Origin of the sequence: Mycobacterium sp. OAS707, from assembly GCF_014873705.1 — a bacterium.
In the GTDB taxonomy this organism is placed as follows: domain Bacteria; phylum Actinomycetota; class Actinomycetes; order Mycobacteriales; family Mycobacteriaceae; genus Mycobacterium.
Map to the genome: position 1 here is coordinate 960,844 of NZ_JADBDS010000001.1, position 20,450 is coordinate 981,293.

Consider the following 20,450-nt stretch of genomic DNA (forward strand, 5'->3'; position numbering starts at 1 on the left):
GACGCCCGCCTGCGGTCGTCGTCTCACCATCTGGAAAGCTGGTTCAGCATTCTGAGATAGCTGTGCGACGATGATCGCGTGTCCATCGAGACGATCAGCACAGTGCGGCGCTGGTCGATGCTGGCCATCGCGCTGGGCGCGACGTTGTTCGCGAACGTGTTCATCAACGGGGCGGCCTTCCTCATCCCGACGCTGCACACCGAACTCGGGCTGGATCTGGCGAAGGCCGGCCTCCTCTCGTCGATGCCGAGCTTCGGCATGGTGGCGACGCTGATCGCATGGGGCTACCTCGTCGACAGGGTCGGCGAGCGGATCGTGCTGGCGCTGGGTTCGGCGCTGACGGCAGCCGCGGCGTTCGCAGCGGCGTCGGTGCACTCACTCGTCGCGGTCGGCGCGTTTCTGTTGCTCGGCGGCATGGCGGCGGCAAGCAGCAACTCTGCTAGCGGCCGGCTGGTGGTCGGATGGTTCCCACCGCAGCAGCGCGGCCTGGTGATGGGCATCCGGCAGACGGCACAGCCGCTGGGAGTCGGGTTGGGAGCGTTGGTGATTCCGCGTCTTGCGGAAAGCGACGGTGTCTCCGTGGCGTTGCTTTTCCCAGCAGTGGTGTGTGCGGCGTCGGCGGTGGTGTGCGCCGTCGCGGTGATCGATCCGCCACGGCCACCGCGGCACGAGGCCGACGAAGCCGATCTGGCCAACCCCTATCGGGGCTCATCGGTGTTGTGGCGCATTCATGCCGTGTCGTGCTTGCTGGTGGCGCCGCAGGTGGTGGTGTGGACGTTCACGTTGGTGTGGCTGATGGCCGACCGCGGTTGGTCGGCCGCGTCGGCGGGCGCGATGGTGACAGGCGCGCAGATACTCGGTGCCGGTGGACGAATCGCCGCGGGCCGCTGGTCGGACGTGGTTGGCTCGCGACTGCGACCGATCCGCGCCATCGCGCTGGCGGCTGCTGCGGCTATGGGCCTGTTGGCCCTTACCGACTGGCTGCACTCCCCCGTCAGCGTCGCGGTGATGGTGCTCGCCTCGGTGATCACCGTGTCCGACAACGGGTTAGCGTTCACCGCGATCGCGGAGATCGCCGGGCCGTTTTGGAGTGGTCGCGCTCTTGGCACCCAGAACACCAGTCAGTTGCTGACGGCCGGCGTTGCGCCTCCGTTGTTCGGCGCATTGATCGGCGCCGCGGGATATCCCGTCGCCTTTGCCGTGTGCGCGGTTTTTCCCCTCGTTGCGATACCACTCGTCCCTGTGGATCAGAGACGAGCAAAGGCACGCTGAACGCCGCCTGAGAGTTACCTGGACGTACCCCGCGTTAGGCGCTTTTGCCGCAAGGGATTACAAATCGGCGTTTTAGGCTACTAACTAAAGTCGTTGTCCCGCTTCGCTATTTGACGTCCAGGTAAGGAGAGGATCGGTATGAACGTGTCCGTTCCAGCTGTGCTCGCAGCCGGGTTGGCCACTGCAGGAGTCAGTGTCGCGCTCGCCGGGCCCGCCGCGGCCGCGCCGTCGAGCACGACAAACTCCACCGCGTCGAGCCAACACGTCGTCCGCAATTCCGCCAAAGCCACGCCGAACGGCGGCACTTCGCACAAGTCGGCGGCATCGTCGTCATCAACGAAAACCTCGTCTGCACCGGGTTCGGCGCCCACGTCAAACAGACGGGTCTTGTCGTCCGACCCAGGCACGCCGGTCGCCGTCAAGCACCATTGGGGCACACATCACGGCCACGGGCTCTTTTAGCCCGCCGGTTACGCGCTCGACTGCCGCGGAAGGATCAGCAGTGCGGCAACAAGAAAGCACAGCGCCCCGACGAAGGTGCCGACGTTCGCGAGCAGCGCATCCTCGGTGACCCCCGATTTCGTGACGAAGGCGGCTAAGGCGGATACGCCGAACGCGAGGCAGCCGATCATGTTGATCCACTCCGCCTGCCAGTCTCGGGATTTCAGCTCGAAGATCCCCACGACCGCGGTCACCGCGACGACCCCGAGCGCGCCGCTCACCAGAAACGCCAGCGATCCGACAAAGTCCGGCGCCCACACCAAACGTCGCTCCGGCTTCACCGCGTGAGCCCACAACGAGGCCCCGGTGCTGATGTTGAACAGGATCGTCCCGGCGAATTGCGCGGCCGCCGAGAGCCATCCGATGCGCAGCGCCGGTCCGGACAGCACCAACTGCATCCATCCCGCGGTGGTGAAAAACCAGGAGCCGACGAAACACAACAGGTTGACGAGCCCCGCACCTGCGACGGCGGACACCCCCGGCAACGTGGCGATCGCGAACAATGTCGAACCGACCGCGAACAGCCAGCACTGCCGAGACAGTGTCGCCACTTCGCCGACCTAGAGGCCCGCCGCGATCCGCTCGCCGACCTCTGAGGTGGACATCTTCTGGTCGCCGCGGGTGGCAAGGTGTTGCTCGACGGCCTTGTCGATGCGGGCCGCAGCGTCGTGTTCGCCGACATGGGACAGCAACAGCGCGACCGACATGATCGCCGCGGTCGGGTCCGCGATGCCCTGGCCCGCGATATCCGGCGCGCTGCCGTGCACCGGTTCGAACATGGACGGATTGGTCCGCGTCGCGTCGATGTTGCCGCTCGCGGCAAGCCCGATGCCACCGCACACGGCCGCAGCGAGGTCGGTGATGATGTCGCCGAACAGGTTGTCGGTCACGATCACGTCGAACCGGCCCGGATCGGTGACGAGGTGAATCGTCGCCGCATCCACGTGCTGATAGGCGATTTCGACGTCGGGGTACTCGGAGGCGATCTCCTGCACGGTGCGCCACCACAGTGCGCCTGCAAACGTCAGCACGTTGTTCTTGTGCACAAGCGTGAGATGCTTGCGGCGCTGCTGGGCGCGGCGGAACGCGTCATGCACCACGCGCTGCACGCCGAACGCCGTGTTGACGCTGACCTCGGTGGCGATCTCGTTGGGCGTGCCGACGCGAATGGCCCCACCGTTTCCGGTGTACGGACCCTCGGTGCCCTCGCGGACCACGACGAAATCGATGTCGGGGTTGCCCGCCAGCGGGCTGGCGACGCCTGGATACAGCCGCGAGGGACGCAGATTCACGTGGTGGTCGAGCGCGAACCGAATACGCAGCAGCAGGCCACGTTCCAGCACACCGCTGGGCACCGACGGATCACCGATGGCACCGAGCAGGATCGCGTCGTGTGCCCGCAGCTCGTCGATCACCGAGTCGGGTAACACCTCGCCGGTCGCGTGGTAGCGCCGCGCGCCGAGGTCGTAGTTGGTCTTTTCGACGCCCGGCACGACCGCGTCGAGCACCTTTAGCGCCTCGCCTACGACCTCGGGGCCGATACCGTCGCCGGCAATGATCGCCAGTTTCACGAAAGGTCCACCACTTCCAGAAGTTTGGCGCCGACGGCCTGGGTGATCGCGGCGCGAACGTCGGCGGGCACTTCGCGGTCGATGCGCAGCAGGATCGTCGCACCCGGCCCTTCGGCGTCCTCACTCAATTGCGCAGCGTGAATGTTGATGTCAGCGGCGCCCAGCAGGGTGCCGATCTTGCCGAGTGTGCCGGGCTGATCGACGTAGTTGACGATCAAATAGACACCCTCGGCGCGCAGATCGAAGTTGCGGCCGTTGATCTGGACGATCTTCTCGACCTGCTGCGGTCCCGACAGCGCACCGGCGACGTTGGCCACTGACCCGTCGCCGTAGACGGCGCGGACGTCGACCACGCTGCGGTGGTTGGGACTTTCGGTGGCCGTGCTGATGTCGGCCTCCACTCCACGCTCGGCGGCCAGCGCAGGCGCATTGACGAACGTCACCGGATCTTCGATTACGGCGGAGAACAGTCCCCGTAACGCCGAAAGTCGTAGCACCTCAACGTCTTCCGACGCCAGTTCGCCGCGCACCTGCACCGACAACGACACGGGCAGCTCGCTGCACAGCACACCGACGAGCACGCCGAGCTTGCGGACCAGATCGAGCCAGGGCGCCACTTCCTCACCGACGACCCCACCGCCGACGTTGACGGCGTCTGGTACGAATTCGCCGGCCAGCGCAAGCTTCACACTCTCCGCGACGTCGGTGCCGGCGCGGTCCTGCGCCTCGCCGGTCGAGGCCCCGAGGTGCGGCGTGACGACGACCTGCGGCAGCTCGAACAGCGGGCTGTCGGTGGTCGGCTCGGTGGCGAACACGTCGATGCCCGCAGCGCGGACATGTCCGGAGCGGACCGCGTCGGCCAGCGCTTCCTCGTCGACCAGTCCACCGCGAGCGGCGTTGACGATGATCACGCCCGGCTTGGTCTTGGCCAGCGCTTCCTTGCCGATCAGCCCGGCGGTCTCCGGGGTCTTCGGCAGATGCACGGAAATGAAGTCCGACCGGCTCAGCAGTTCGTCGAGGGTCAGCAGCTCGATCCCGAGCTGCGCGGCCCGCGCAGCCGACACATAGGGGTCATACGCCACGACATGCGTGCCGAACGCGGCCAGTCGCTGCGCCACCAGCTGACCGATGCGGCCCAGGCCGACCACGCCAACTGTCTTGCCGAAGATCTCGGTGCCGGAGAACTTGGACCGCTTCCAGGTGTGCTCGCGCAGCGATGCGTCAGCCGCGGGGATCTCCCTTGCCGCGGCGAGCATCAACGCCACCGCATGCTCGGCGGCACTATGGATATTCGACGTCGGGGCGTTGACCACCAGCACGCCACGGGCAGTCGCTGCGTCGACGTCGACGTTGTCCAGGCCGACGCCCGCGCGGGCGACGATCTTGAGCTTGGACCCTGCGGCCAGCACCTCGGCATCGACGGTGGTCGCCGAGCGCACCAACAGCGCGTCGGCCTCCGGCACCGCGGCCAGCAGCTTCTCTCGGTCCGGGCCGTCCACCCAGCGGACCTCTACCTGGTCACCAAGTGCGGCGACGGTCGATTCAGCCAGTTTGTCGGCGATCAGTACAACGGGAAGGCTCACGCCCACACAGCGTAGTGGGCTTGAATCATGAGGTGGACGTCACCGTCGTAGGTAGTGGACCCAACGGCCTGGCGGCCGCCGTCATCTGCGCCAGAGCCGGTCTTTCAGTGCAGGTATTCGAGGCGCAGCCAACTCTGGGCGGCGGCGCGCGCACGCTGGCTGATCCCGAGTTTCCCGGGGTCAGCCACGACATCTGTTCGGCCGTGCATCCGCTGGCATTGGCATCGCCGTTTCTGGCGGCGTTCGATCTGCCGGCCCGCGGTGTGACGGTGACGGCGCCGCAGGTGTCCTACGCCAACCCCCTTCCTGGGCGCCCCGCCGCGGTGGGCTACCACGATCTGGACCGCACGTGCGCGGAGCTGACCGACGGGCAGTCTTGGCGTCGACTGCTGGGTCCGCTTGTCGAGCGCGACGCCTCGGTGCTCAAGGTGTTGCTCGGCGACAAACGCTCTATTCCGACCACCGATCTGATCGCCGCGGTACAGGTGGCCAGCCGACTGGTCGAGCAGGGCACGCCTGCCTGGCGGGCGTTGGCGGGGACGGATGCTCGCGCTTTGTTCACCGGTGTTGCGGCGCATACGATTTCACAGATGCCGTCGCTGGTCTCTTCCGGCGCAGGGCTGATGCTGGCCACCTTGGCGCACACGGTCGGTTGGCCGATACCGGCTGGCGGTAGCCAAGCCATTCCAGACGCGCTCATTGCCGACCTGCAAGCCCACGGCGGCACGGTGACCTCGGGTGTGGAGATCACCAAACCTCCTTCGGGTGTGGTGCTTTACGACACCGCACCGACAGCGCTGCTGTCCATCTACGGTGACCGGCTGCCGTCGCGGTATGCAAAGGCGTTGCAGCGCTACCGTTTCGGGCCAGGAGTGGCGAAGGTCGATTTCGTGCTGTCCGATGAGATCCCCTGGGTCGACCCGCGGCTGGCCGAGGCTCCGACACTGCACATGGGCGGCACCCGCGAGCAGATGGCGCACGCCGAGGCCGAAGCCGCAGCCGGCCGCCACCCGGAATGGCCGATGGTGCTGGCCGCGCTGCCGCATCTGGTCGATCCCGGCCGCATCGATGCAGCTGGCCGGCGGCCGTTGTGGACGTACGCGCATGTGCCATCGGGCTCGACTGTGGACCAAAGCGAAACTGTCACAAAGGTTTTCGAGCGTTTCGCCCCGGGCTTCCGCGATGTCGTGGTGGCGGTCCGGTCGGTGCCTGCCGCACGGTTGGCCGATCACAACGCCAATCTGGTCGGTGGCGACATCGGGGTGGGCGGCAACACACTGTTTCACGCGCTGGCGGGCCCGACGCCGCGGCTCAACCCATGGAGCACACCGATTCCCAAGGCGTATCTGTGCTCGTCGGCGACGCCACCGGGCGGCGGCGTGCACGGCATGTCGGGCTACTACGCGGCGCGCACGGTGTTGCGCCGCGAGTTCGGTATCAAGAAGCTGCCTAAACTCTCGCCATGACGAAACTCGCGGTCATCTACTACTCCGCTACCGGGCACGGCACCACGATGGCGCAGCGCATCGCGGCGGCGGCCCAGTCAGCAGGTGCCGAGGTGCGCGTCCGTCCGGTCGCCGAAACCCGCGACCCCGCGTCGTTCGCGCAGAATCCCGCGTGGACGGCGAACTACGAAGCCATCAAGGACCTGCCACACGCGACCGGCGACGACATCGTGTGGGCCGACGCGGTGATCTTCGGCTCGCCGACCCGATTCGGTTCGGTTGCTTCGCAATTGCGCGACTTCCTCGACTCGCTCGGCGGCCTGTGGTCGCAGGGCAAGCTGGCCGACAAGGTTTACGCCGGCTTCACGTCGACGAACACCGCACACGGTGGCCAGGAGACCACACTGCTCACGCTCTACATCACGCTGATGCACTTCGGCGGCATCATCGTCGCCCCGGGGTACACCGATGCGCTGAAGTTCATCGACGGAAACCCGTACGGCGCGAGCGTCATCGCCGACCACGACAACATCAGCGAGTTCGACGACGCAACGAACAACGCGCTCGACCATTTGGCCAAGCGCGTTGTCGCGGTCGCAGATCGCCTTACTTCTTAGCGGTTGTGTGCACTTTGTGGCGCTGAGCGCAAACAACTGCACACAACTCGATTAGGCCGTGTCCGTCAGCGGGCGGTCGACCCAGCTCATCAGTTCGCGCAGCTTCTTGCCGGTCACCTCGATCGGGTGCTCGGCGTTCTGCTTGCGCAGGTCTTCAAGTTCCTTGTTGCCGCCCTCGACGTTCGCGACGAGGCGCTTGACGAACGTGCCGTCCTGAATCTCGGTCAGCAGCTGCTTCATCCGGTCCTTGGTGCCGGCGTCGATCACGCGCGGACCCGACAGGTAGCCGCCGAACTCCGCGGTGTCGGACACCGAGTAGTTCATCCGCGCGATGCCGCCCTCGTACATCAGGTCGACGATCAGCTTGAGCTCGTGCAGTACCTCGAAGTAGGCCAACTCGGGCGCATATCCCGCCTCGACCATCACGTCGAAGCCGGTCTTGACGAGTTCCTCGGTGCCACCGCACAACACGGCCTGCTCACCGAACAGGTCGGTCTCGGTCTCGTCCTTGAATGTGGTCTTGATGACGCCTGCGCGCGTTCCGCCGATGCCCTTGGCGTAGGACAGCGCGAGCGCCTGGCCCTCACCCTTGGGATCCTGGTCGACCGCGATCAGGCACGGCACACCCTTGCCGTCGACGAACTGACGACGCACCAGGTGACCCGGGCCCTTGGGCGCCACCATGCCGATGGTGACGTTGGCAGGCGGCTTGATCAGATTGAAGTGGATGTTCAGGCCGTGGCCGAAGAACAGCGCGTTGCCGTCCTCGAGGTTCGGCTCGATGTCGTTCTTGAAGATCTCGGCCTGCGCGGTATCGGGTGCCAGCAGCATGATCACGTCGGCCCATTTGGCAACCTCGGCGGGCGTATCGACCTCGAGGCCCTGCTCGGTGACCTTGTCGCGCGACTTGGAGCCTTCCTTGAGGCCGACCTTCACCTGCACGCCGGAGTCGCGCAGCGAAAGCGAGTGCGCATGGCCCTGGCTGCCGTAGCCGATGACGCCGACCTTGCGGCCCTGAATGATCGACAGGTCCGCGTCGTCGTCATAGAACATCTCTACTGCCACTGAATTTCCTTATCTCGTAACTGACTTGGGGCTTACTTGGCGGTGCCGATGCCGCGCGGACCGCGCGACAGCGAAACCACACCGGACTGGACGAGCTCACGAATGCCATACGGCTCCAGCACCCGCAGCAGCGCCTCCAGCTTCTCGGGAGTGCCGGTTGTCTCGATGATCAACGACTCCGTAGACACATCAACCACTTTGGCGCGGAAAAGATTCACCGCCTCGATGACCTGACTGCGGGTGGCGGCATCAGCGCGCACCTTGATCAGCGCGAGTTCGCGGTCGACGGAGTTGTCGGGCTCCTGCTCGACGATCTTGATCACGTTGACGAGCTTGTTGAGCTGCTTGGTGATCTGCTCGAGCGGTGAGTCCTCGACGCTGACGACGATCGTCATCCGCGACATGTCCTTCTGCTCGGTCGCACCAACAGCCAGCGACTGGATATTGAAGCCGCGCCGCGAGAACAGCGACGCCACGCGCGCGAGCACGCCGGGTTTGTCTTCGACCAGAACGCTCAAGGTGTGAGTGGAAACGGTCATCACGCGTGCCCTTCTTCGGGATCGTCGAACAGCGGCCGGATTCCCTTGGCCGCCTGGATCTCGTCGTTGCTGGTGCCCGCGGCCACCATCGGCCACACCTGGGCGTCGGCGCCGACGATGAAGTCGATCACGACCGGCCGGTCGTTGATCTCCCGCGCCTGCCGGATGACGTCCTCGACGTCTTCGGCACGCTCACAACGCAATCCGACGCAGCCAAGCGCCTCGGCCAGCATCACGAAGTCCGGGATGCGATGCGAGTGGGTGGCCAAATCGGTTTGGCTGTAGCGCTCTTCGTAGAACAGTGTCTGCCACTGCCGCACCATGCCCAGGTTGCCGTTGTTGATGATGGCCACCTTGATCGGCGCGCCTTCGACGGCACAGGTGGCCAGTTCCTGATTGGTCATCTGGAAGCAGCCGTCGCCGTCGATGGCCCACACCTCGGCCTCCGGGCGGCCGAACTTGGCGCCCATCGCCGCGGGAACCGCGAAGCCCATGGTGCCAAGGCCGCCGGAGTTGAGCCACGTCTTCGGGTTCTCGTATTTGATGAACTGCGCGGCCCACATCTGGTGCTGCCCAACGCCTGCCACGTAGACGGCGTCGGGCCCGGCCATCTTGCCAAGGGTTTCGATGACGTACTCCGGTGACAGGCTGCCGTCACTCTGCGGGCCGTAGCTCAGCGGGTAGGTCGACTGCACCCCGCGCAGGTACTCCCACCAGTTGTCGATCGTGATCGAGCCGATGGTGCCGTCACGGCGCAGCGCCTCGATCAGGTCGGTGATGACCGCCTTGACGTCGCCGACGATCGGGACGTCGGCGTGCCGGTTCTTACCGATCTCGGCGGGGTCGATGTCGGCGTGAATGACCTTGGCTTCTGGCGCGAAGGAATCCAGCTTGCCCGTCACACGGTCGTCGAAGCGGGTACCGAGTGCGATCAGCAGATCGCTGCGCTGCAACGCCGCGACCGCCGAGACCGTGCCGTGCATGCCGGGCATGCCCATGTGCTGCGGATGGCTGTCGGGAAACGCGCCGCGCGCCATCAGCGTGGTGACGACCGGGATACCGGTCAGCTCGGCCAGATCCAGCAGTTGCTCGGTGGCCTCGCCGCGGATCACCCCGCCGCCGACGTAGAGCACCGGCTTGCGGGCCGCCGCGATCAGCTTGGCCGCCTCGCGGATCTGCCGGTTGTGCGGCTTGGTGTTCGGCTTGTAGCCGGGCAGATCGATCTGCGGCGGCCAGCTGAACAAGCACTGTCCCTGCAGCACATCCTTCGGGATGTCGACCAGCACCGGGCCCGGGCGACCGGACGAGGCGAGGTGGAACGCCTCAGCGATCGCCTGCGGGATGTCGTCGCCGTTGCGCACCAGGAAGTTGTGCTTGGTGATCGGCATGGTGATGCCGGAGATGTCGGCTTCCTGGAAAGCGTCGGTGCCGATCAGCCCGCGGCCGACCTGGCCCGTGATGGCGACCATCGGGATCGAGTCCATGTGCGCATCAGCCAGCGGGGTGACCAGGTTGGTGGCGCCGGGCCCCGACGTCGCCATGCACACGCCGACCTTGCCGGTGGCGTGCGCGTAGCCGCTGGCGGCGTGCCCGGCACCCTGCTCATGGCGGACCAACACGTGGCGCAGCTTCTGCGAGTCGAAAAGCGGGTCGTAGACCGGCAACACGGCGCCGCCCGGGATGCCGAAGATGACGTCGACGTCGAGTTCCTCTAGTGACCGGATTACGGCCTGCGCACCGGTGAGTTGGTGCGGCGCAATACGTTTCGGCTGCGCGGTGCTGGTCTTCGGCGCTGGCTTGGCGGCAGCAGGCACGGGTTGACCCCCATTCGTCTGCTCCGGCGGTCGCGTGGTTGGTGCGCTCACGGTGTCCTCGTCATCTCCGTCGTCGTCTCTAGGATCTCAAATCGGTGTTCGGGCAAGAAAAAACCCCCGTCAGCTGGCCGCTGTACGAGGGTCGCGCGTTGATGCTTGTGCTATGCCCGGCAGAAGGCAAGCGCGGCATCAACGCGCTTCCCAATTACTACGAGCAATGCCAGGGTCTGCATAACAGACGACCGTAGCCTCCGCACTGGTAGCGGGTCAAATCACCACCCAATGCGAAGATGGCTGAGTGCCCGCCCAACCCGAGCAGACCCGCGTCGTCATCCGGATCTCGCCAATGGCGCATTTCGCCGTTGGCTTCATCGCGCTCGGCATGCTGGCCGTCGTGTTCGCCGGTCCGTCGTGGTTCGCGCCGCTGCTCATCATTCCTATCGGGCTGTCGGCGTTCATCGTCCGCTACCGCACGGTGGCCGACCGCGACGCAGTCACCGTGCGCACGTTTTCGGCCAGTCGGACCGTCTCATGGGACGACATCGCCGGTCTGCGGTTCGGCAGGAGTTCGTGGGCATACGCGCAGCTCAAGGACGGCAGCGAACTGCGACTGCCTGCGGTGACGTTCTCGACGCTGCCCCTGTTGACCGAGGCCAGCGGCGGTCGCGTGCCCAACCCGTACGGCTAGGCCAGCGGGTTGCCGCCGTTCAGCAGCACCCACACCGCGACGCCTGCGCCGATGCCCAGCACCAGCGCAATGAAGGACCCGACGAACGGTCGACGCGCCCAGCCCCGGCCGGCGTCCAGCCCGTAGCGACCAGGTCCGATCAGGATGATCGCGGCGATCGCGCACGCGAAGATGACCTTGTATTCGTGGCCGTCGGTGAGGAAGGACGCCAGCCTGGCCTCTTCGTGGGCCATCATCGCCTCGGCCAACAGGCCGGTCACCGAATATGCGAGCGCCCCGGCGGCCGCCACAGGAGTAAAGAGGCCCAGTACGAGAAGCACGCCCGCGGCAAGCTGCCCGCCGGCCGCCACGTAGGTCAAGATGTCGGCGTACTTGAAACCCTGGTCGGTGAGCGACGTCTGGAGCCCACCGAATCCCGGGCCGCCCCACAAGCCGAAGGCCTTCTGAAGGCCGTGCCCGATGAGCACCGCCGCAACCGCGAGGCGCAGCAGGAGCAGTCCGAAGTCCTGGGTGCCGCGCCGGTCGCGGGCCTGATCATTGGCATCCGGCTCGATCTCGACGGGCTCGGCGCCATACGGGCCGAGTGAATGTCTGCCGCCGGGCTGCACGTAGGGCAACGGCTCTGGGTCGCTGATCAGGCCGAACGGCTGCTCGGCCGACTTGGCAGCGTCGTAGCGCGGGATCGCGGTGGTCTCGAAATCACCGGCGTAGTTCGAGGTCGGCAGATCGTCCTCGGGGTCGACCAGGCTCGCAGACGCCGGACGCTGCCAGGTGCGTGGATCAGGTTGACTGGTCACGATTGCCAGGGTAAGTGCTCGTCACCCGCAATTCGAGCATTGGCGCGGCGCTTTGGCGTCCCTATTCGCGAGGTCGAATCGGCCACGCCGTGACAGGCGCGTGGCGCGTATCGCCAAACAATCCGTAACCTGGCCTGCATGACACGACGCCGGCCCATGCGGGGTGTGATCGTCCTGCTGTGTGCGGCGTTGCTCGTCGGCTCCGGATGTGCCCGCTTCGATGAGGCGCAGTCGCAGCCGTTCACCACCGAACCGGAACTCAAGCCGGGTCCCTCGTCGACCCCGCCGCCCCCGCCGCCGCTGCCGCCGAAGCCGTTTCCGAAGGCATGCCCGGCGCCCGGCGTCATGCAGGGCTGCCTGGAGAGCACCAGCGGGCTGATCATGCTTCCCGACAGCCAGTCGGCGCTCGTGGCCGAGCGGACCACCGGCGCGGTCAAGGAGGTGTCGACCCACGCCGAACCCAAGGTCAAGTTGGTGATCCCGGTCGATCCGTCCGGTGACGGCGGCTTGATGGACATTGCGCTGTCGCCGACGTACTCGCAGGACCGGCTGATGTACGCCTACGTCAGCACCCCCACCGACAATCGGGTCATCCGCATCGCCGACGGCGACGTTCCGAAACCGATTCTGACCGGCATTCCCAAGGGTCCGACCGGTAACACCGGCGCGCTGATCTTCACGAGTCCGACGACGCTGGACGTGCTCACCGGTGACGCGGGCAATGCCGCGCAGGCGGGTGACCCGGGCTCGCTGGCCGGCAAGCTGCTTCGCATCGAGCAACCGACCACGATCAATCAAGCGCCGCAGACCACCGCGCTGTCCGGGTTGGGCGCGGGCGGCGGCCTGTGCATCGACCCGTCGGACGGTTCCCTGTATGTCACCGACCGCAGCCCGACCGCCGATCGACTACAGCGAATCACCAAGGACTCCAAGGTGTCGACGGTGTGGACGTGGCCTGACCGTCCGGGCGTAGCGGGCTGCGCGGCGCTCGACGGCACCGTGCTCGTGAATCTCGTCAACACCAAGCAGACGGTCGCAGTTCGGCTGGCACCTGACACCGGCGCCGTGACCGGCGAACCCGAAGTGGTCCGCCAGGATCAGCACGGTCACGCGTGGGCGTTGCAACTGGCGCCCGACGGCAACGTGTGGGGCGCCACGGTCAACAAGACTTCCGGTGACGCCGAGAAGCTCGACGACGTCGTCTTCCCGCTGTTCCCGCAGGGCGGCGGCTTCCCGCGCAGCAACGCCGACAACACTTAAGGCGCAACGGATTTCAGCTCTCGACGAGGCGCAGCCCGACGATCCCTACGACGATGAGTGACAGGAACAGGGCCCGCGCCGCGCTGACGGTTTCACCGGACAGGACCACGCCTGCGATCACGACGCCGACCGCGCCGATGCCGACCCACACCGCATAGCCAGTGCTCGCGGGCAGATGCCTCAGCGCGAGCGCGAGCAAGATGAAACTTGCCACCGCCCCGCCGACGCCGATCGCGCTTGGCCAGGGCCGGGTGAACCCGTACGAGTGCTTGAGCGCTGTGGCCCAGACGATTTCAAGCAGACCGGCGCCGACGAGGAGCAGCCATGGCATCGCGATCAGGCGTTCGTGCCGCCGTCGACGGTGACCACCGAACCGGTGATCATCCGCGCGCCTGAGCCCGCGAGGAAACCGACTGTGTTGGCAATGTCCGTCGGATCGGCGTACTGCCCGAGCGCAGAGAGTTCACGCTGACCGTCGGCGGTCGGGCCGTGCGCGGGATTCATATCGGTGTCGGTGGACCCGGGTTGCACGAGGTTCACGGTGATCCCGCGCTCACCGAGGTCGCGGGCCAAGCCCTTGGTGAAGCCGATGAGCGCGGACTTGCTCATCGAGTAGAGGGTGACACCCGAAAACGGCACGCGCTCAGCGAGATTGCTGCCGATGCTGATGATTCGACCGCCATTGGTCATGTGCTGCACCGCGGCCTGACTGGCCAGAAATACCGCGCGGGCATGGATGCCAAGCGTGCGGTCGATCTCTTCGAGTGAAACATCCTCGATCGGCCCGAACGGGAAGACGCCGGCGTTGTTCACCAGAACGTCGAGACGGCCGAACTCATCGACGACCTGTCCGACGGCAGAGACCACGTCGTGCGCGTCCGCGCTGTCGGCCTTGATGGCCAACCCACGGCTGCCGTGCGCCGCGATGACGTTGACGACCTCGTCGGCGCGTTCCTTCGACTGGGCGTATGTGATGGCCACGTCCGCACCGAGTTCGGCCAACCGCGCGGCGATCGCCGCTCCGATCCCCCGGCTGCCGCCGGTCACCAACGCCACCTTGCCTGTGAGTTCCGACATTCGCATTCTTCCTTTCTGTGTCGTTCGATACATAATTACTCACGCCAGGGTACGCTCGTCAATAGATTTCGTGTCGTTCGATACAGAAATGGGGTGTGACATGGCGGCTCGCGGCAGGCCACGCAGTTTCGACCGCGCTCATGCCCTGCGCCAGGCCATGGAGGTCTTCTGGAAACACGGCTACGAGGGCGCGTCGATCTCGGACCTGACATCAGCGATGGGAATCAACTCGCCGAGTCTGTATGCGGCGTTCGGTTGCAAAGAGGCGCTGTTCCGAGAAGCGGTCGCCTATTACAACGAAACCGAAGGCGTCGACGCGGTCAAGGCGTTGCGGGAACTACCCACTGCCAAGGAAGCGATCGGCGGGTTTCTGCACCAGAGCGCGATCTTCTACACCACACCGGACAAGCCGAGTGGGTGCATGATCGTGCTGACCGCGACCACCTACACCGAGCAGAGCAAGGCCGTGCACGCGCACCTCGCCGAGTGGCGCATCGCCACCGAGCACGACTTTCGAGAACGCATCGAACGCGGCATCGCCGAGGGTGACGTCCCGGCAGGCGCCGATGCCGCGACGATCGCCGCGTTCTACAGTGCGGTCAACCAGGGCATGGCAATTCAGGCGCGCGACGGCGCTGATCGATCAAAGCTTTCGGCCGTCGCCGAGTCGGCGATTTCCGCGTGGGACGGGCTCGTTGGTCAAGGGGTACACCGCTAGACGTTCACGCCTTCAGCTGCAAGCCGCGAGCACCAGTTCGCGCACTCGCGCGGCGTCGGCCTGACCCTTGGTCGCCTTCATCACCGCGCCGACGATCGCGCCGGCCGCTTGCACCTTGCCGCCGCGGATCTTTGCGACCACGTCCGGGTTGGCGGCCAGCGCCTCGTCGATGGCGCTCTGAAGCGCCGAGTCGTCGCGCACGACCTCGAGCCCGCGATCCTTCATCACCTGCTCGGGCTCGCCCTCGCCGGCCAGCACACCCTCGATGACCTGGCGCGCCAGCTTGTTCGACAGCTTGCCCTCATCGACAAGCTTGACCACCGCGGCCACCTGCGCGGGGGTGATGGCGAGCGCGTCGAGTTCGACGCCTGCTTCATTGGCTTTCTGCACCAAGTAATTTCCCCACCATGCGCGGGCCGAGTCGCTGGACGCACCGTGTGCGACGGTGGCGGTGATCAATTCGATCGCACCGGTGTTGACCAGGTCGCGCATCACCTCGTCGGAGATGCCCCAGTCCTCTTGAATTCGCTTGCGCTGCAACCACGGTAGTTCGGGAATGGTGCCCCGCAGTCGTTCGATCAGCCCCGCATCGGGTGCGACGGGCTCCAGATCCGGCTCGGGGAAGTAGCGGTAGTCCTGCGCGGTCTCCTTGCTGCGACCCGGCGAGGTGTAGCCGTCCTCGTGAAAGTGCCTGGTCTCCTGCAGAACTCGGCCACCCGAATCGAGAACGGCTGCCTGACGGCGCATCTCGTAGCGGACCGCCACCTCAACGCTCTTCAGCGAGTTGACGTTCTTGGTTTCGGTGCGGGTGCCGAACTCCTGCTGACCCGTCGGCTTGAGCGAGACGTTGGAGTCGCAACGCATCGAGCCTTGATCCATCCGCACATCGGAAACACCCAAGCCGCGCAACAAGTCCCGCAGAGCGGTCACGTAGGCGCGGGCGATCTCCGGGGCACGCGAGCCGGTGCCCTCGATCGGCTTGGTGACGATCTCGATCAGCGGCACACCGGAACGGTTGTAGTCGATAAGCGATGTCGTCGCGCCCTCGATGCGGCCGGTGTCGCTGCCAAGGTGGGTGAGCTTGCCGGTGTCCTCTTCCATGTGGGCCCGCTCGATGTCGACCCGCCAGGTGGTTCCGTCGTCGAGCGGGACGTCGAGGTAGCCGTTGATCGCGATCGGCTCGTCGTACTGGCTGATCTGATAGTTCTTCGGCATGTCCGGATAGAAGTAGTTCTTCCGCGCGAACCGGCACCACGGCACGATCTCGCAGTTGAGCGCCAACCCGATGCGGATGGCCGACTCCACCGCCGTCTGGTTGAGCACCGGAAGCGACCCCGGGAGTCCGAGACACACCGGGCACACCTGGGAGTTGGGTTCGGCGCCGAACTTGTTGGCACAGCCGCAGAACATCTTGGTTTCGGTGGACAGTTCGACGTGCACCTCGAGGCCGAGCACCGGCTCGTAGCGTGCGACGACGTCGTCGTAGTCGACCAGTTCAGCAGCGGCGATCGTCATGGCTCGATCCTAGTGGCAGCGTGCTAGCCCAATTTGGGGTGCACACCGGGGATCAGACCCGCCGTGCTCGACATCCGTTGCAGGTAATCCAACACAGAGCGGCGTTCGGCGTCAGTCAGCGATGCGGTGATCTCGTCTTCCTGCGCGCTGCCCTGTGCGTCCAGTTTCGGCAGTAGCTCGCGGGCTTTGTCGGTCAGCGTCACCGCGAACGCACGCCGGTCCGCAGGGTGCGGCATGCGCTTGACCAGCCCGTCGCCTTCCAGCTTGTCGACGACGGTCACCATCACGTTGCGGTGGATGCCCAGTTGGGTCGACAGTTCGCGCTGCGATCGCCCGTCGTCTTCGCTCAACGCCTTGAGCACCGCGTACGCCCGTGGTTCGACGCCCAACGGCTCCAGTCGATGCACGAAATCTTCGGCGAGGTGCACGCCGAGCTGCGAAAGCAGGAACGGAATGCGCTGGTGGAGTCCGGCGATACCGGCTTCGCGGTCGGCCATGCGCTTGACATTAGCACTGCGGATGATAGTCACGTAGAGTGATAATCACGGTTGTAGATCAATTAGGAGGAGCGATGAGCATCGTGGTTTTCGGCGCGAACGGCCAGACCGGCAGATTGGTGACCCGGCAGGCCCTCGACACGGGGCACTCCGTCGTCGCCGTCACGCGGCATCCGGATGACTTCCCGATCGCCGATCCGCACCTCACGGTCGCCCGCGCCGACGTGCGCGACCCGTCATCACTTTCCGACGTCCTGCGCGGCGCCGATGCAGTGGTGTCCACGTTGGGCGTGCCGTTCAGCACCCGACCGATCGACACGTACTCGGTCGGCGTGCGCAACATCGTCGACGCGATGCGATCGACAGAGGTCCGCCGACTGGTCGTGGTGAGTTCGACTGGCGCATACCACTACCCGAACCGGATCGATACACCGATGTCGTTGCGGATCTTCGAACCGGTGATCACGCGCACCATCGGCAAGACCACGTATGACGATCAACGCCGCATGGAGGACATCGTGCGGGCGAGCGGCCTGGACTGGACCGTCGTACGGCCGTCGGGGCTGTTCGACCGGCCTGAGGTCACGAATTACGTTGCAGGCGAGGTAGATCCGATCGGCGGGTTCACTGCTCGTATCGACTTGGCGGATTACCTGATCGCCTTGGCTTACGATGCATCCCCCGCGGGCAAGACCGTTGTCGTCTCCACCACCGAGGGCACGCCGACGATGTGGCAGATGATCCGCCGAGAAGCGTTCAAGAGTGCCTCATGACGACCGCCTACCTCGTCGTCACACTGACCGCCATCGCCGCGAATGGATTCTCAGGGACCGCGGCGCTGCTGCACTTTCAGCCGATCATGCCGGGCATGGCGAAGGCAGGCGTCCCCGTCTCGTGGCTGACCTTTCCCATCGGAACGCTGAAAACGCTTGGCGCACTGGGACTAGTGGCCGGACTGGTGTTTCGCCCACTCGGTGTTTGCGCGGCGATCGGATTGGTGCTGTTCTTCGTCTGCGCCATCTATACGCACATCCGGGCAAGTGATTACGGGGCGCAGTTCGGGCTCGCGATCGGATTTCTGGGCCTCAACGTGGCGGCGCTTGCTCTGGCACTGCCATAGCTGAAATCATTGGGGAGCAGCACATTTCCGCAACTCATTCAGATATTCGACGATGGCGTCGCGGTTGCGCGTCAAGAAATCGATGCGCTCGGTCATGCGGTCGCGCTCGCGCTCCAACGTCGCGATGATCTCCGGCGACGCTTCAGCGAAGTGAATGTCGCGCGGGGTCTTCAGGCAGGGAAGTATCTGCTTGATCAGCCGCGTCGGCAGTCCGCCTACGAGCAGGCCCCGGATCTGGATCACTTGATCGACCAGGCGCGCGTCATAGTCGCGATAGCCGTTGGCGCAGCGTGCGACAGCGATCAGTCCCTGCTCTTCGTAATAGCGCAGAAGCCGACGGGAAACTCCAGTACGTTGGGAAAGCTCACCTATCCGCATGTGGTGCACCTCACACGACGACTCTTTGACCCTCACATAGGTGTGAAGGTTTGAGCATAGAGGCATGGACAACCAACTCTTCGCGTACTCCCCCATTGTTGAGCGGCCAGCACTGCAGTGGCCCCACGATGCGAGGGTCGCGTTCTATGTCGGGCTCAACGTCGAGCACTTCAACGTCGACAGACCAGCGACGAGCATCTACTCCGACACCTCGAACCTGGTTCCCGATCCGTTGAACTACGGCTGGCGCGACTACGGGACGAGGGTCGGCATCTGGCGGATGATCGAGAGCTTCGACCGATACGGCATCCGACCCAGCGTGTTGCTCAACTCCGATGTTGCCGAACGCTATCCGCAGATCATCCATGCCGGGCAGGCCCGCGACTGGGCATGGCTGGCGCACGGCAAGAACAACTCCACGCTGCAGGCCGACATGACAATCGACGCCGAACGCGGCTATCTCACTGACGTGGTCGACACCATCGAGAGAGCGACCGGCCGCCGTCCACGGGGATGGCTGGGGCCCGCGCTGACTGAGACGTTTCACACCCCACAACTCCTTGCCGACCTCGGCCTGCAGTACGTACTCGATTGGACCAATGACGACCAGCCGTACCCGCTGTCTGTGCCGGGGATGCTCAGCGTCCCGTATTCGGTGGAGCTCAACGATATTGGGCTCTTCGTCGGCAAGAGCCTCAGTGGGTCCGACTTCGTGCAGATCGTCAAGGACCAGCTCGACCAGCTCTACGAAGACTCCATCGGCAGCGGCCGGGTGATGGCGCTGGCGTTGCATCCATTCGTCATCGGGCAGGCCTTCCGCCGGAAGTATCTGGACCAGGCACTCGATTACGTCGTCAACCACCCAGGTGTGTGGATCACCACGGCCGACGAAATAGCGGACCACTACGCCCGGACACTCGCTGGGTCAGCGGAGTGCGCTTGACGCTCGCGCGAAAGAACTCAGCCGAAGAATTCGGCGGCGTCGTCGTAGCGGCCCTGCGGCACCAGCTTCAGCTGACGGGTCGCGTCGGCCAATGACACCCGGCCGATCTCCTGGCCGCGCAACGACACCATCATTCCGTACTCGCCTGCGTGCGCAGCGTCGGCGGCGTTGACACCGAAGCGAGTGGCCAGCACCCGGTCGTAAGCCGTTGGCGTGCCACCGCGTTGCACGTGGCCGAGAACGGTCACGCGAACGTCTTTCTTGATCCGCTTCTCCACCTCGACGGCCAGCTGCGCGGCCACGCCGGTGAACTTTTCGTGTCCGAATTCGTCGGTGCCACCCTGCCGCAACTTCATCGTGCCCTCGGCGGGCTTGGCGCCCTCGGCGACCACGCAGATGAAGTGCGAATCTCCGCGCACGAAGCGCTGTTTGACGAGCCGGCACACCTCTTCGACGTCGAAGGGCTGCTCGGGAATCAGCGTCATGTGCGCGCCGGACGCCAGCCCCGAATTCAATGCGATCCAGCCGGCGTGACGGCCCATCACCTCGACCAGCATCACGCGCTGGTGCGACTCGGCGGTGCTGTGCAACCGGTCGATCGCCTCGGTCGCAACCTGCAGTGCGGTGTCGTGTCCGAATGTCACGTCGGTGCAGTCGATGTCGTTGTCGATGGTCTTCGGCACCCCGACCACTGGCACGTTCTCCTGCGACAACCAGTGCGCCGCCGTCAGCGTGCCCTCGCCGCCGATCGGGATCAGTACGTCGATGCCGTTGTCTTCCAGTGTCTGTTTGATCTGCGGCAGACCGGCCCGCAACTTGTCGGGGTTGACGCGCGCGGTACCGAGCATGGTGCCGCCCTTGGCCAGCAGACGGTCGTTGCGATCGTCGTTTTTGAGCTGCACGCGGCGGTCTTCAAGCAGACCGCGCCACCCGTCCAGGAAGCCGACTACCGAGGATCCGTAGCGTACGTCGCATGTCCGCACCACCGCGCGGATGACCGCGTTCAGGCCAGGACAGTCGCCGCCTCCGGTGAGAACTCCGATGCGCATA

23 protein-coding genes are annotated in these 20,450 nt (G+C 65.5%); 9 read left to right on the plus strand and 14 right to left on the minus strand.

The window, feature by feature from the left end; all coding sequences use genetic code 11:
• Positions 1-78: 78 nt before the first annotated feature.
• Entirely contained in the window at positions 79-1,272 is a 1,194-nt protein-coding gene (locus GGC64_RS04710) for an MFS transporter (protein ID WP_192721270.1), read from the plus strand.
• Positions 1,273-1,352: 80 nt separating this feature from the next.
• On the opposite strand, the gene GGC64_RS04715 is transcribed toward GGC64_RS04710, so the two are convergent.
• The 4 genes from GGC64_RS04715 to serA form a co-directional block, all read right to left on the minus strand.
• Positions 1,353-1,679 carry a hypothetical protein gene (locus tag GGC64_RS04715; protein WP_192721271.1) on the minus strand — a complete coding sequence of 109 codons (327 nt, stop codon included), beginning with the start codon at positions 1,677-1,679 and terminating at the stop codon, positions 1,353-1,355.
• A gap of 63 nt (positions 1,680-1,742) precedes the next feature.
• Entirely contained in the window at positions 1,743-2,324 is a 582-nt protein-coding gene (locus GGC64_RS04720) for a hypothetical protein (protein WP_192721272.1), read from the minus strand.
• A 9-nt stretch (positions 2,325-2,333) separates the two neighbouring features.
• Positions 2,334-3,344, minus strand: a complete 1,011-nt coding sequence (locus tag GGC64_RS04725; RefSeq protein ID WP_192721273.1) for a 3-isopropylmalate dehydrogenase — start codon at positions 3,342-3,344, stop codon at positions 2,334-2,336.
• Complete coding sequence (gene serA, locus GGC64_RS04730; protein WP_192721274.1) at positions 3,341-4,927, minus strand: phosphoglycerate dehydrogenase; 1,587 nt, start codon at positions 4,925-4,927, stop codon at positions 3,341-3,343. The genes GGC64_RS04725 and serA overlap by 4 nt, the downstream gene beginning before the upstream one ends.
• A gap of 32 nt (positions 4,928-4,959) precedes the next feature.
• On the opposite strand from serA, the gene GGC64_RS04735 reads away from it, so the two are divergent.
• Together GGC64_RS04735 and wrbA are read left to right on the plus strand one after the other, a co-directional pair.
• The gene (locus GGC64_RS04735; RefSeq protein ID WP_192722396.1) at positions 4,960-6,393 is read left to right on the plus strand and encodes an NAD(P)/FAD-dependent oxidoreductase; all 1,434 of its coding nucleotides are present in this window, start codon (positions 4,960-4,962) and stop codon (positions 6,391-6,393) included.
• Positions 6,390-6,989 carry an NAD(P)H:quinone oxidoreductase gene (gene wrbA / locus GGC64_RS04740; RefSeq protein ID WP_192721275.1) on the plus strand — a complete coding sequence of 200 codons (600 nt, stop codon included), beginning with the start codon at positions 6,390-6,392 and terminating at the stop codon, positions 6,987-6,989. Before GGC64_RS04735 ends, wrbA begins: the two co-directional genes overlap by 4 nt.
• Before the next feature lie 51 nt (positions 6,990-7,040).
• Here wrbA and ilvC read toward each other — a convergent pair whose 3' ends face one another.
• The 3 genes from ilvC to GGC64_RS04755 are packed head-to-tail and all read right to left on the minus strand — an operon-like array spanning position 7,041 to position 10,458.
• A complete protein-coding gene (ilvC, locus tag GGC64_RS04745) occupies positions 7,041-8,042 on the minus strand; it encodes a ketol-acid reductoisomerase (protein ID WP_192722397.1) in 1,002 nt (333 codons plus the stop codon).
• A gap of 44 nt (positions 8,043-8,086) precedes the next feature.
• Positions 8,087-8,593 carry an acetolactate synthase small subunit gene (gene ilvN, locus GGC64_RS04750; protein ID WP_192721276.1) on the minus strand — a complete coding sequence of 169 codons (507 nt, stop codon included), beginning with the start codon at positions 8,591-8,593 and terminating at the stop codon, positions 8,087-8,089.
• Complete coding sequence (locus GGC64_RS04755; protein ID WP_192721277.1) at positions 8,593-10,458, minus strand: acetolactate synthase large subunit; 1,866 nt, start codon at positions 10,456-10,458, stop codon at positions 8,593-8,595. The genes ilvN and GGC64_RS04755 overlap by 1 nt, the downstream gene beginning before the upstream one ends.
• A gap of 295 nt (positions 10,459-10,753) precedes the next feature.
• Between GGC64_RS04755 and GGC64_RS04760 the strand changes: the two genes are divergently transcribed.
• Entirely contained in the window at positions 10,754-11,095 is a 342-nt protein-coding gene (locus GGC64_RS04760) for a PH domain-containing protein (RefSeq protein ID WP_192722398.1), read from the plus strand.
• Here the strand turns inward: GGC64_RS04760 and GGC64_RS04765 are convergent.
• Positions 11,092-11,892, minus strand: a complete 801-nt coding sequence (locus GGC64_RS04765; protein ID WP_192721278.1) for a DoxX family protein — start codon at positions 11,890-11,892, stop codon at positions 11,092-11,094. The two genes, GGC64_RS04760 and GGC64_RS04765, sit on opposite strands and share 4 nt — an antisense overlap.
• A gap of 138 nt (positions 11,893-12,030) precedes the next feature.
• Between GGC64_RS04765 and GGC64_RS04770 the strand changes: the two genes are divergently transcribed.
• A complete protein-coding gene (locus tag GGC64_RS04770; protein ID WP_192721279.1) occupies positions 12,031-13,152 on the plus strand; it encodes a sorbosone dehydrogenase family protein in 1,122 nt (373 codons plus the stop codon).
• A 13-nt stretch (positions 13,153-13,165) separates the two neighbouring features.
• Here GGC64_RS04770 and GGC64_RS04775 read toward each other — a convergent pair whose 3' ends face one another.
• Positions 13,166-13,483, minus strand: a complete 318-nt coding sequence (locus GGC64_RS04775; protein WP_192721280.1) for a multidrug efflux SMR transporter — start codon at positions 13,481-13,483, stop codon at positions 13,166-13,168.
• Positions 13,484-13,488: 5 nt separating this feature from the next.
• A complete protein-coding gene (locus GGC64_RS04780) occupies positions 13,489-14,229 on the minus strand; it encodes an SDR family NAD(P)-dependent oxidoreductase (RefSeq protein WP_192721281.1) in 741 nt (246 codons plus the stop codon).
• An 88-nt stretch (positions 14,230-14,317) separates the two neighbouring features.
• Here GGC64_RS04780 and GGC64_RS04785 point away from each other — a divergent pair, with 88 nt between their 5' ends.
• The gene (locus GGC64_RS04785) at positions 14,318-14,947 is read left to right on the plus strand and encodes a TetR/AcrR family transcriptional regulator (RefSeq protein WP_225951166.1); all 630 of its coding nucleotides are present in this window, start codon (positions 14,318-14,320) and stop codon (positions 14,945-14,947) included.
• Positions 14,948-14,959: 12 nt separating this feature from the next.
• Here the strand turns inward: GGC64_RS04785 and gatB are convergent, their stop codons facing one another.
• Both gatB and GGC64_RS04795 read right to left on the minus strand, forming a co-directional pair.
• A complete protein-coding gene (gene gatB, locus GGC64_RS04790; RefSeq protein WP_192721282.1) occupies positions 14,960-16,462 on the minus strand; it encodes an Asp-tRNA(Asn)/Glu-tRNA(Gln) amidotransferase subunit GatB in 1,503 nt (500 codons plus the stop codon).
• Between the two features lie 23 nt (positions 16,463-16,485).
• Positions 16,486-16,959 (minus strand): MarR family winged helix-turn-helix transcriptional regulator, encoded by a 474-nt coding sequence (locus GGC64_RS04795; protein ID WP_192721283.1) that lies wholly within the window; start codon positions 16,957-16,959, stop codon positions 16,486-16,488.
• Positions 16,960-17,033: 74 nt separating this feature from the next.
• Between GGC64_RS04795 and GGC64_RS04800 the strand changes: the two genes are divergently transcribed.
• On the plus strand, positions 17,034-17,732 hold the full coding sequence (locus tag GGC64_RS04800; protein WP_192721284.1) for an NAD(P)-dependent oxidoreductase: 699 nt from the start codon (positions 17,034-17,036) through the stop codon (positions 17,730-17,732).
• Complete coding sequence (locus GGC64_RS04805) at positions 17,729-18,079, plus strand: DoxX family protein (RefSeq protein ID WP_192721285.1); 351 nt, start codon at positions 17,729-17,731, stop codon at positions 18,077-18,079. The genes GGC64_RS04800 and GGC64_RS04805 overlap by 4 nt, the downstream gene beginning before the upstream one ends.
• Positions 18,080-18,085: 6 nt before the next feature.
• On the opposite strand, the gene GGC64_RS04810 is transcribed toward GGC64_RS04805, so the two are convergent.
• Complete coding sequence (locus tag GGC64_RS04810) at positions 18,086-18,457, minus strand: MerR family transcriptional regulator (protein ID WP_192721286.1); 372 nt, start codon at positions 18,455-18,457, stop codon at positions 18,086-18,088.
• 64 nt (positions 18,458-18,521) lie between these two features.
• Between GGC64_RS04810 and GGC64_RS04815 the strand changes: the two genes are divergently transcribed.
• On the plus strand, positions 18,522-19,400 hold the full coding sequence (locus GGC64_RS04815; protein ID WP_192721287.1) for a polysaccharide deacetylase family protein: 879 nt from the start codon (positions 18,522-18,524) through the stop codon (positions 19,398-19,400).
• A gap of 17 nt (positions 19,401-19,417) precedes the next feature.
• Here GGC64_RS04815 and GGC64_RS04820 read toward each other — a convergent pair whose 3' ends face one another.
• Positions 19,418-20,449, minus strand: coding sequence for an ATP-dependent 6-phosphofructokinase (locus GGC64_RS04820; RefSeq protein ID WP_192721288.1), 1,032 nt, complete (start codon positions 20,447-20,449; stop codon positions 19,418-19,420).
• Position 20,450: the final 1 nt, after the last annotated feature.

Bases quoted from the DNA above. Each gene is read 5' to 3' on its own strand.
- gatB (WP_192721282.1), bottom strand. From the start codon at position 16,462: ATGACGATCGCCGCTGCTGAACTGGTCGACTACGACGACGTCGTCGCA.
- GGC64_RS04810 (WP_192721286.1), bottom strand. From the start codon at position 18,457: ATGCGGATAGGTGAGCTTTCCCAACGTACTGGAGTTTCCCGTCGGCTT.
- GGC64_RS04775 (WP_192721280.1), bottom strand. From the start codon at position 13,483: ATGCCATGGCTGCTCCTCGTCGGCGCCGGTCTGCTTGAAATCGTCTGG.
- GGC64_RS04770 (WP_192721279.1), top strand. From the start codon at position 12,031: ATGACACGACGCCGGCCCATGCGGGGTGTGATCGTCCTGCTGTGTGCG.
- GGC64_RS04760 (WP_192722398.1), top strand. From the start codon at position 10,754: ATGGCGCATTTCGCCGTTGGCTTCATCGCGCTCGGCATGCTGGCCGTC.
- GGC64_RS04820 (WP_192721288.1), bottom strand. From the start codon at position 20,449: ATGCGCATCGGAGTTCTCACCGGAGGCGGCGACTGTCCTGGCCTGAAC.
- GGC64_RS04815 (WP_192721287.1), top strand. From the start codon at position 18,522: ATGGACAACCAACTCTTCGCGTACTCCCCCATTGTTGAGCGGCCAGCA.
- GGC64_RS04795 (WP_192721283.1), bottom strand. From the start codon at position 16,959: ATGGCCGACCGCGAAGCCGGTATCGCCGGACTCCACCAGCGCATTCCG.
- GGC64_RS04785 (WP_225951166.1), top strand. From the start codon at position 14,318: ATGGGGTGTGACATGGCGGCTCGCGGCAGGCCACGCAGTTTCGACCGC.
- GGC64_RS04800 (WP_192721284.1), top strand. From the start codon at position 17,034: ATGAGCATCGTGGTTTTCGGCGCGAACGGCCAGACCGGCAGATTGGTG.
- wrbA (WP_192721275.1), top strand. From the start codon at position 6,390: ATGACGAAACTCGCGGTCATCTACTACTCCGCTACCGGGCACGGCACC.
- ilvN (WP_192721276.1), bottom strand. From the start codon at position 8,593: ATGACCGTTTCCACTCACACCTTGAGCGTTCTGGTCGAAGACAAACCC.
- GGC64_RS04805 (WP_192721285.1), top strand. From the start codon at position 17,729: ATGACGACCGCCTACCTCGTCGTCACACTGACCGCCATCGCCGCGAAT.
- ilvC (WP_192722397.1), bottom strand. From the start codon at position 8,042: ATGTTCTATGACGACGACGCGGACCTGTCGATCATTCAGGGCCGCAAG.
- GGC64_RS04780 (WP_192721281.1), bottom strand. From the start codon at position 14,229: ATGTCGGAACTCACAGGCAAGGTGGCGTTGGTGACCGGCGGCAGCCGG.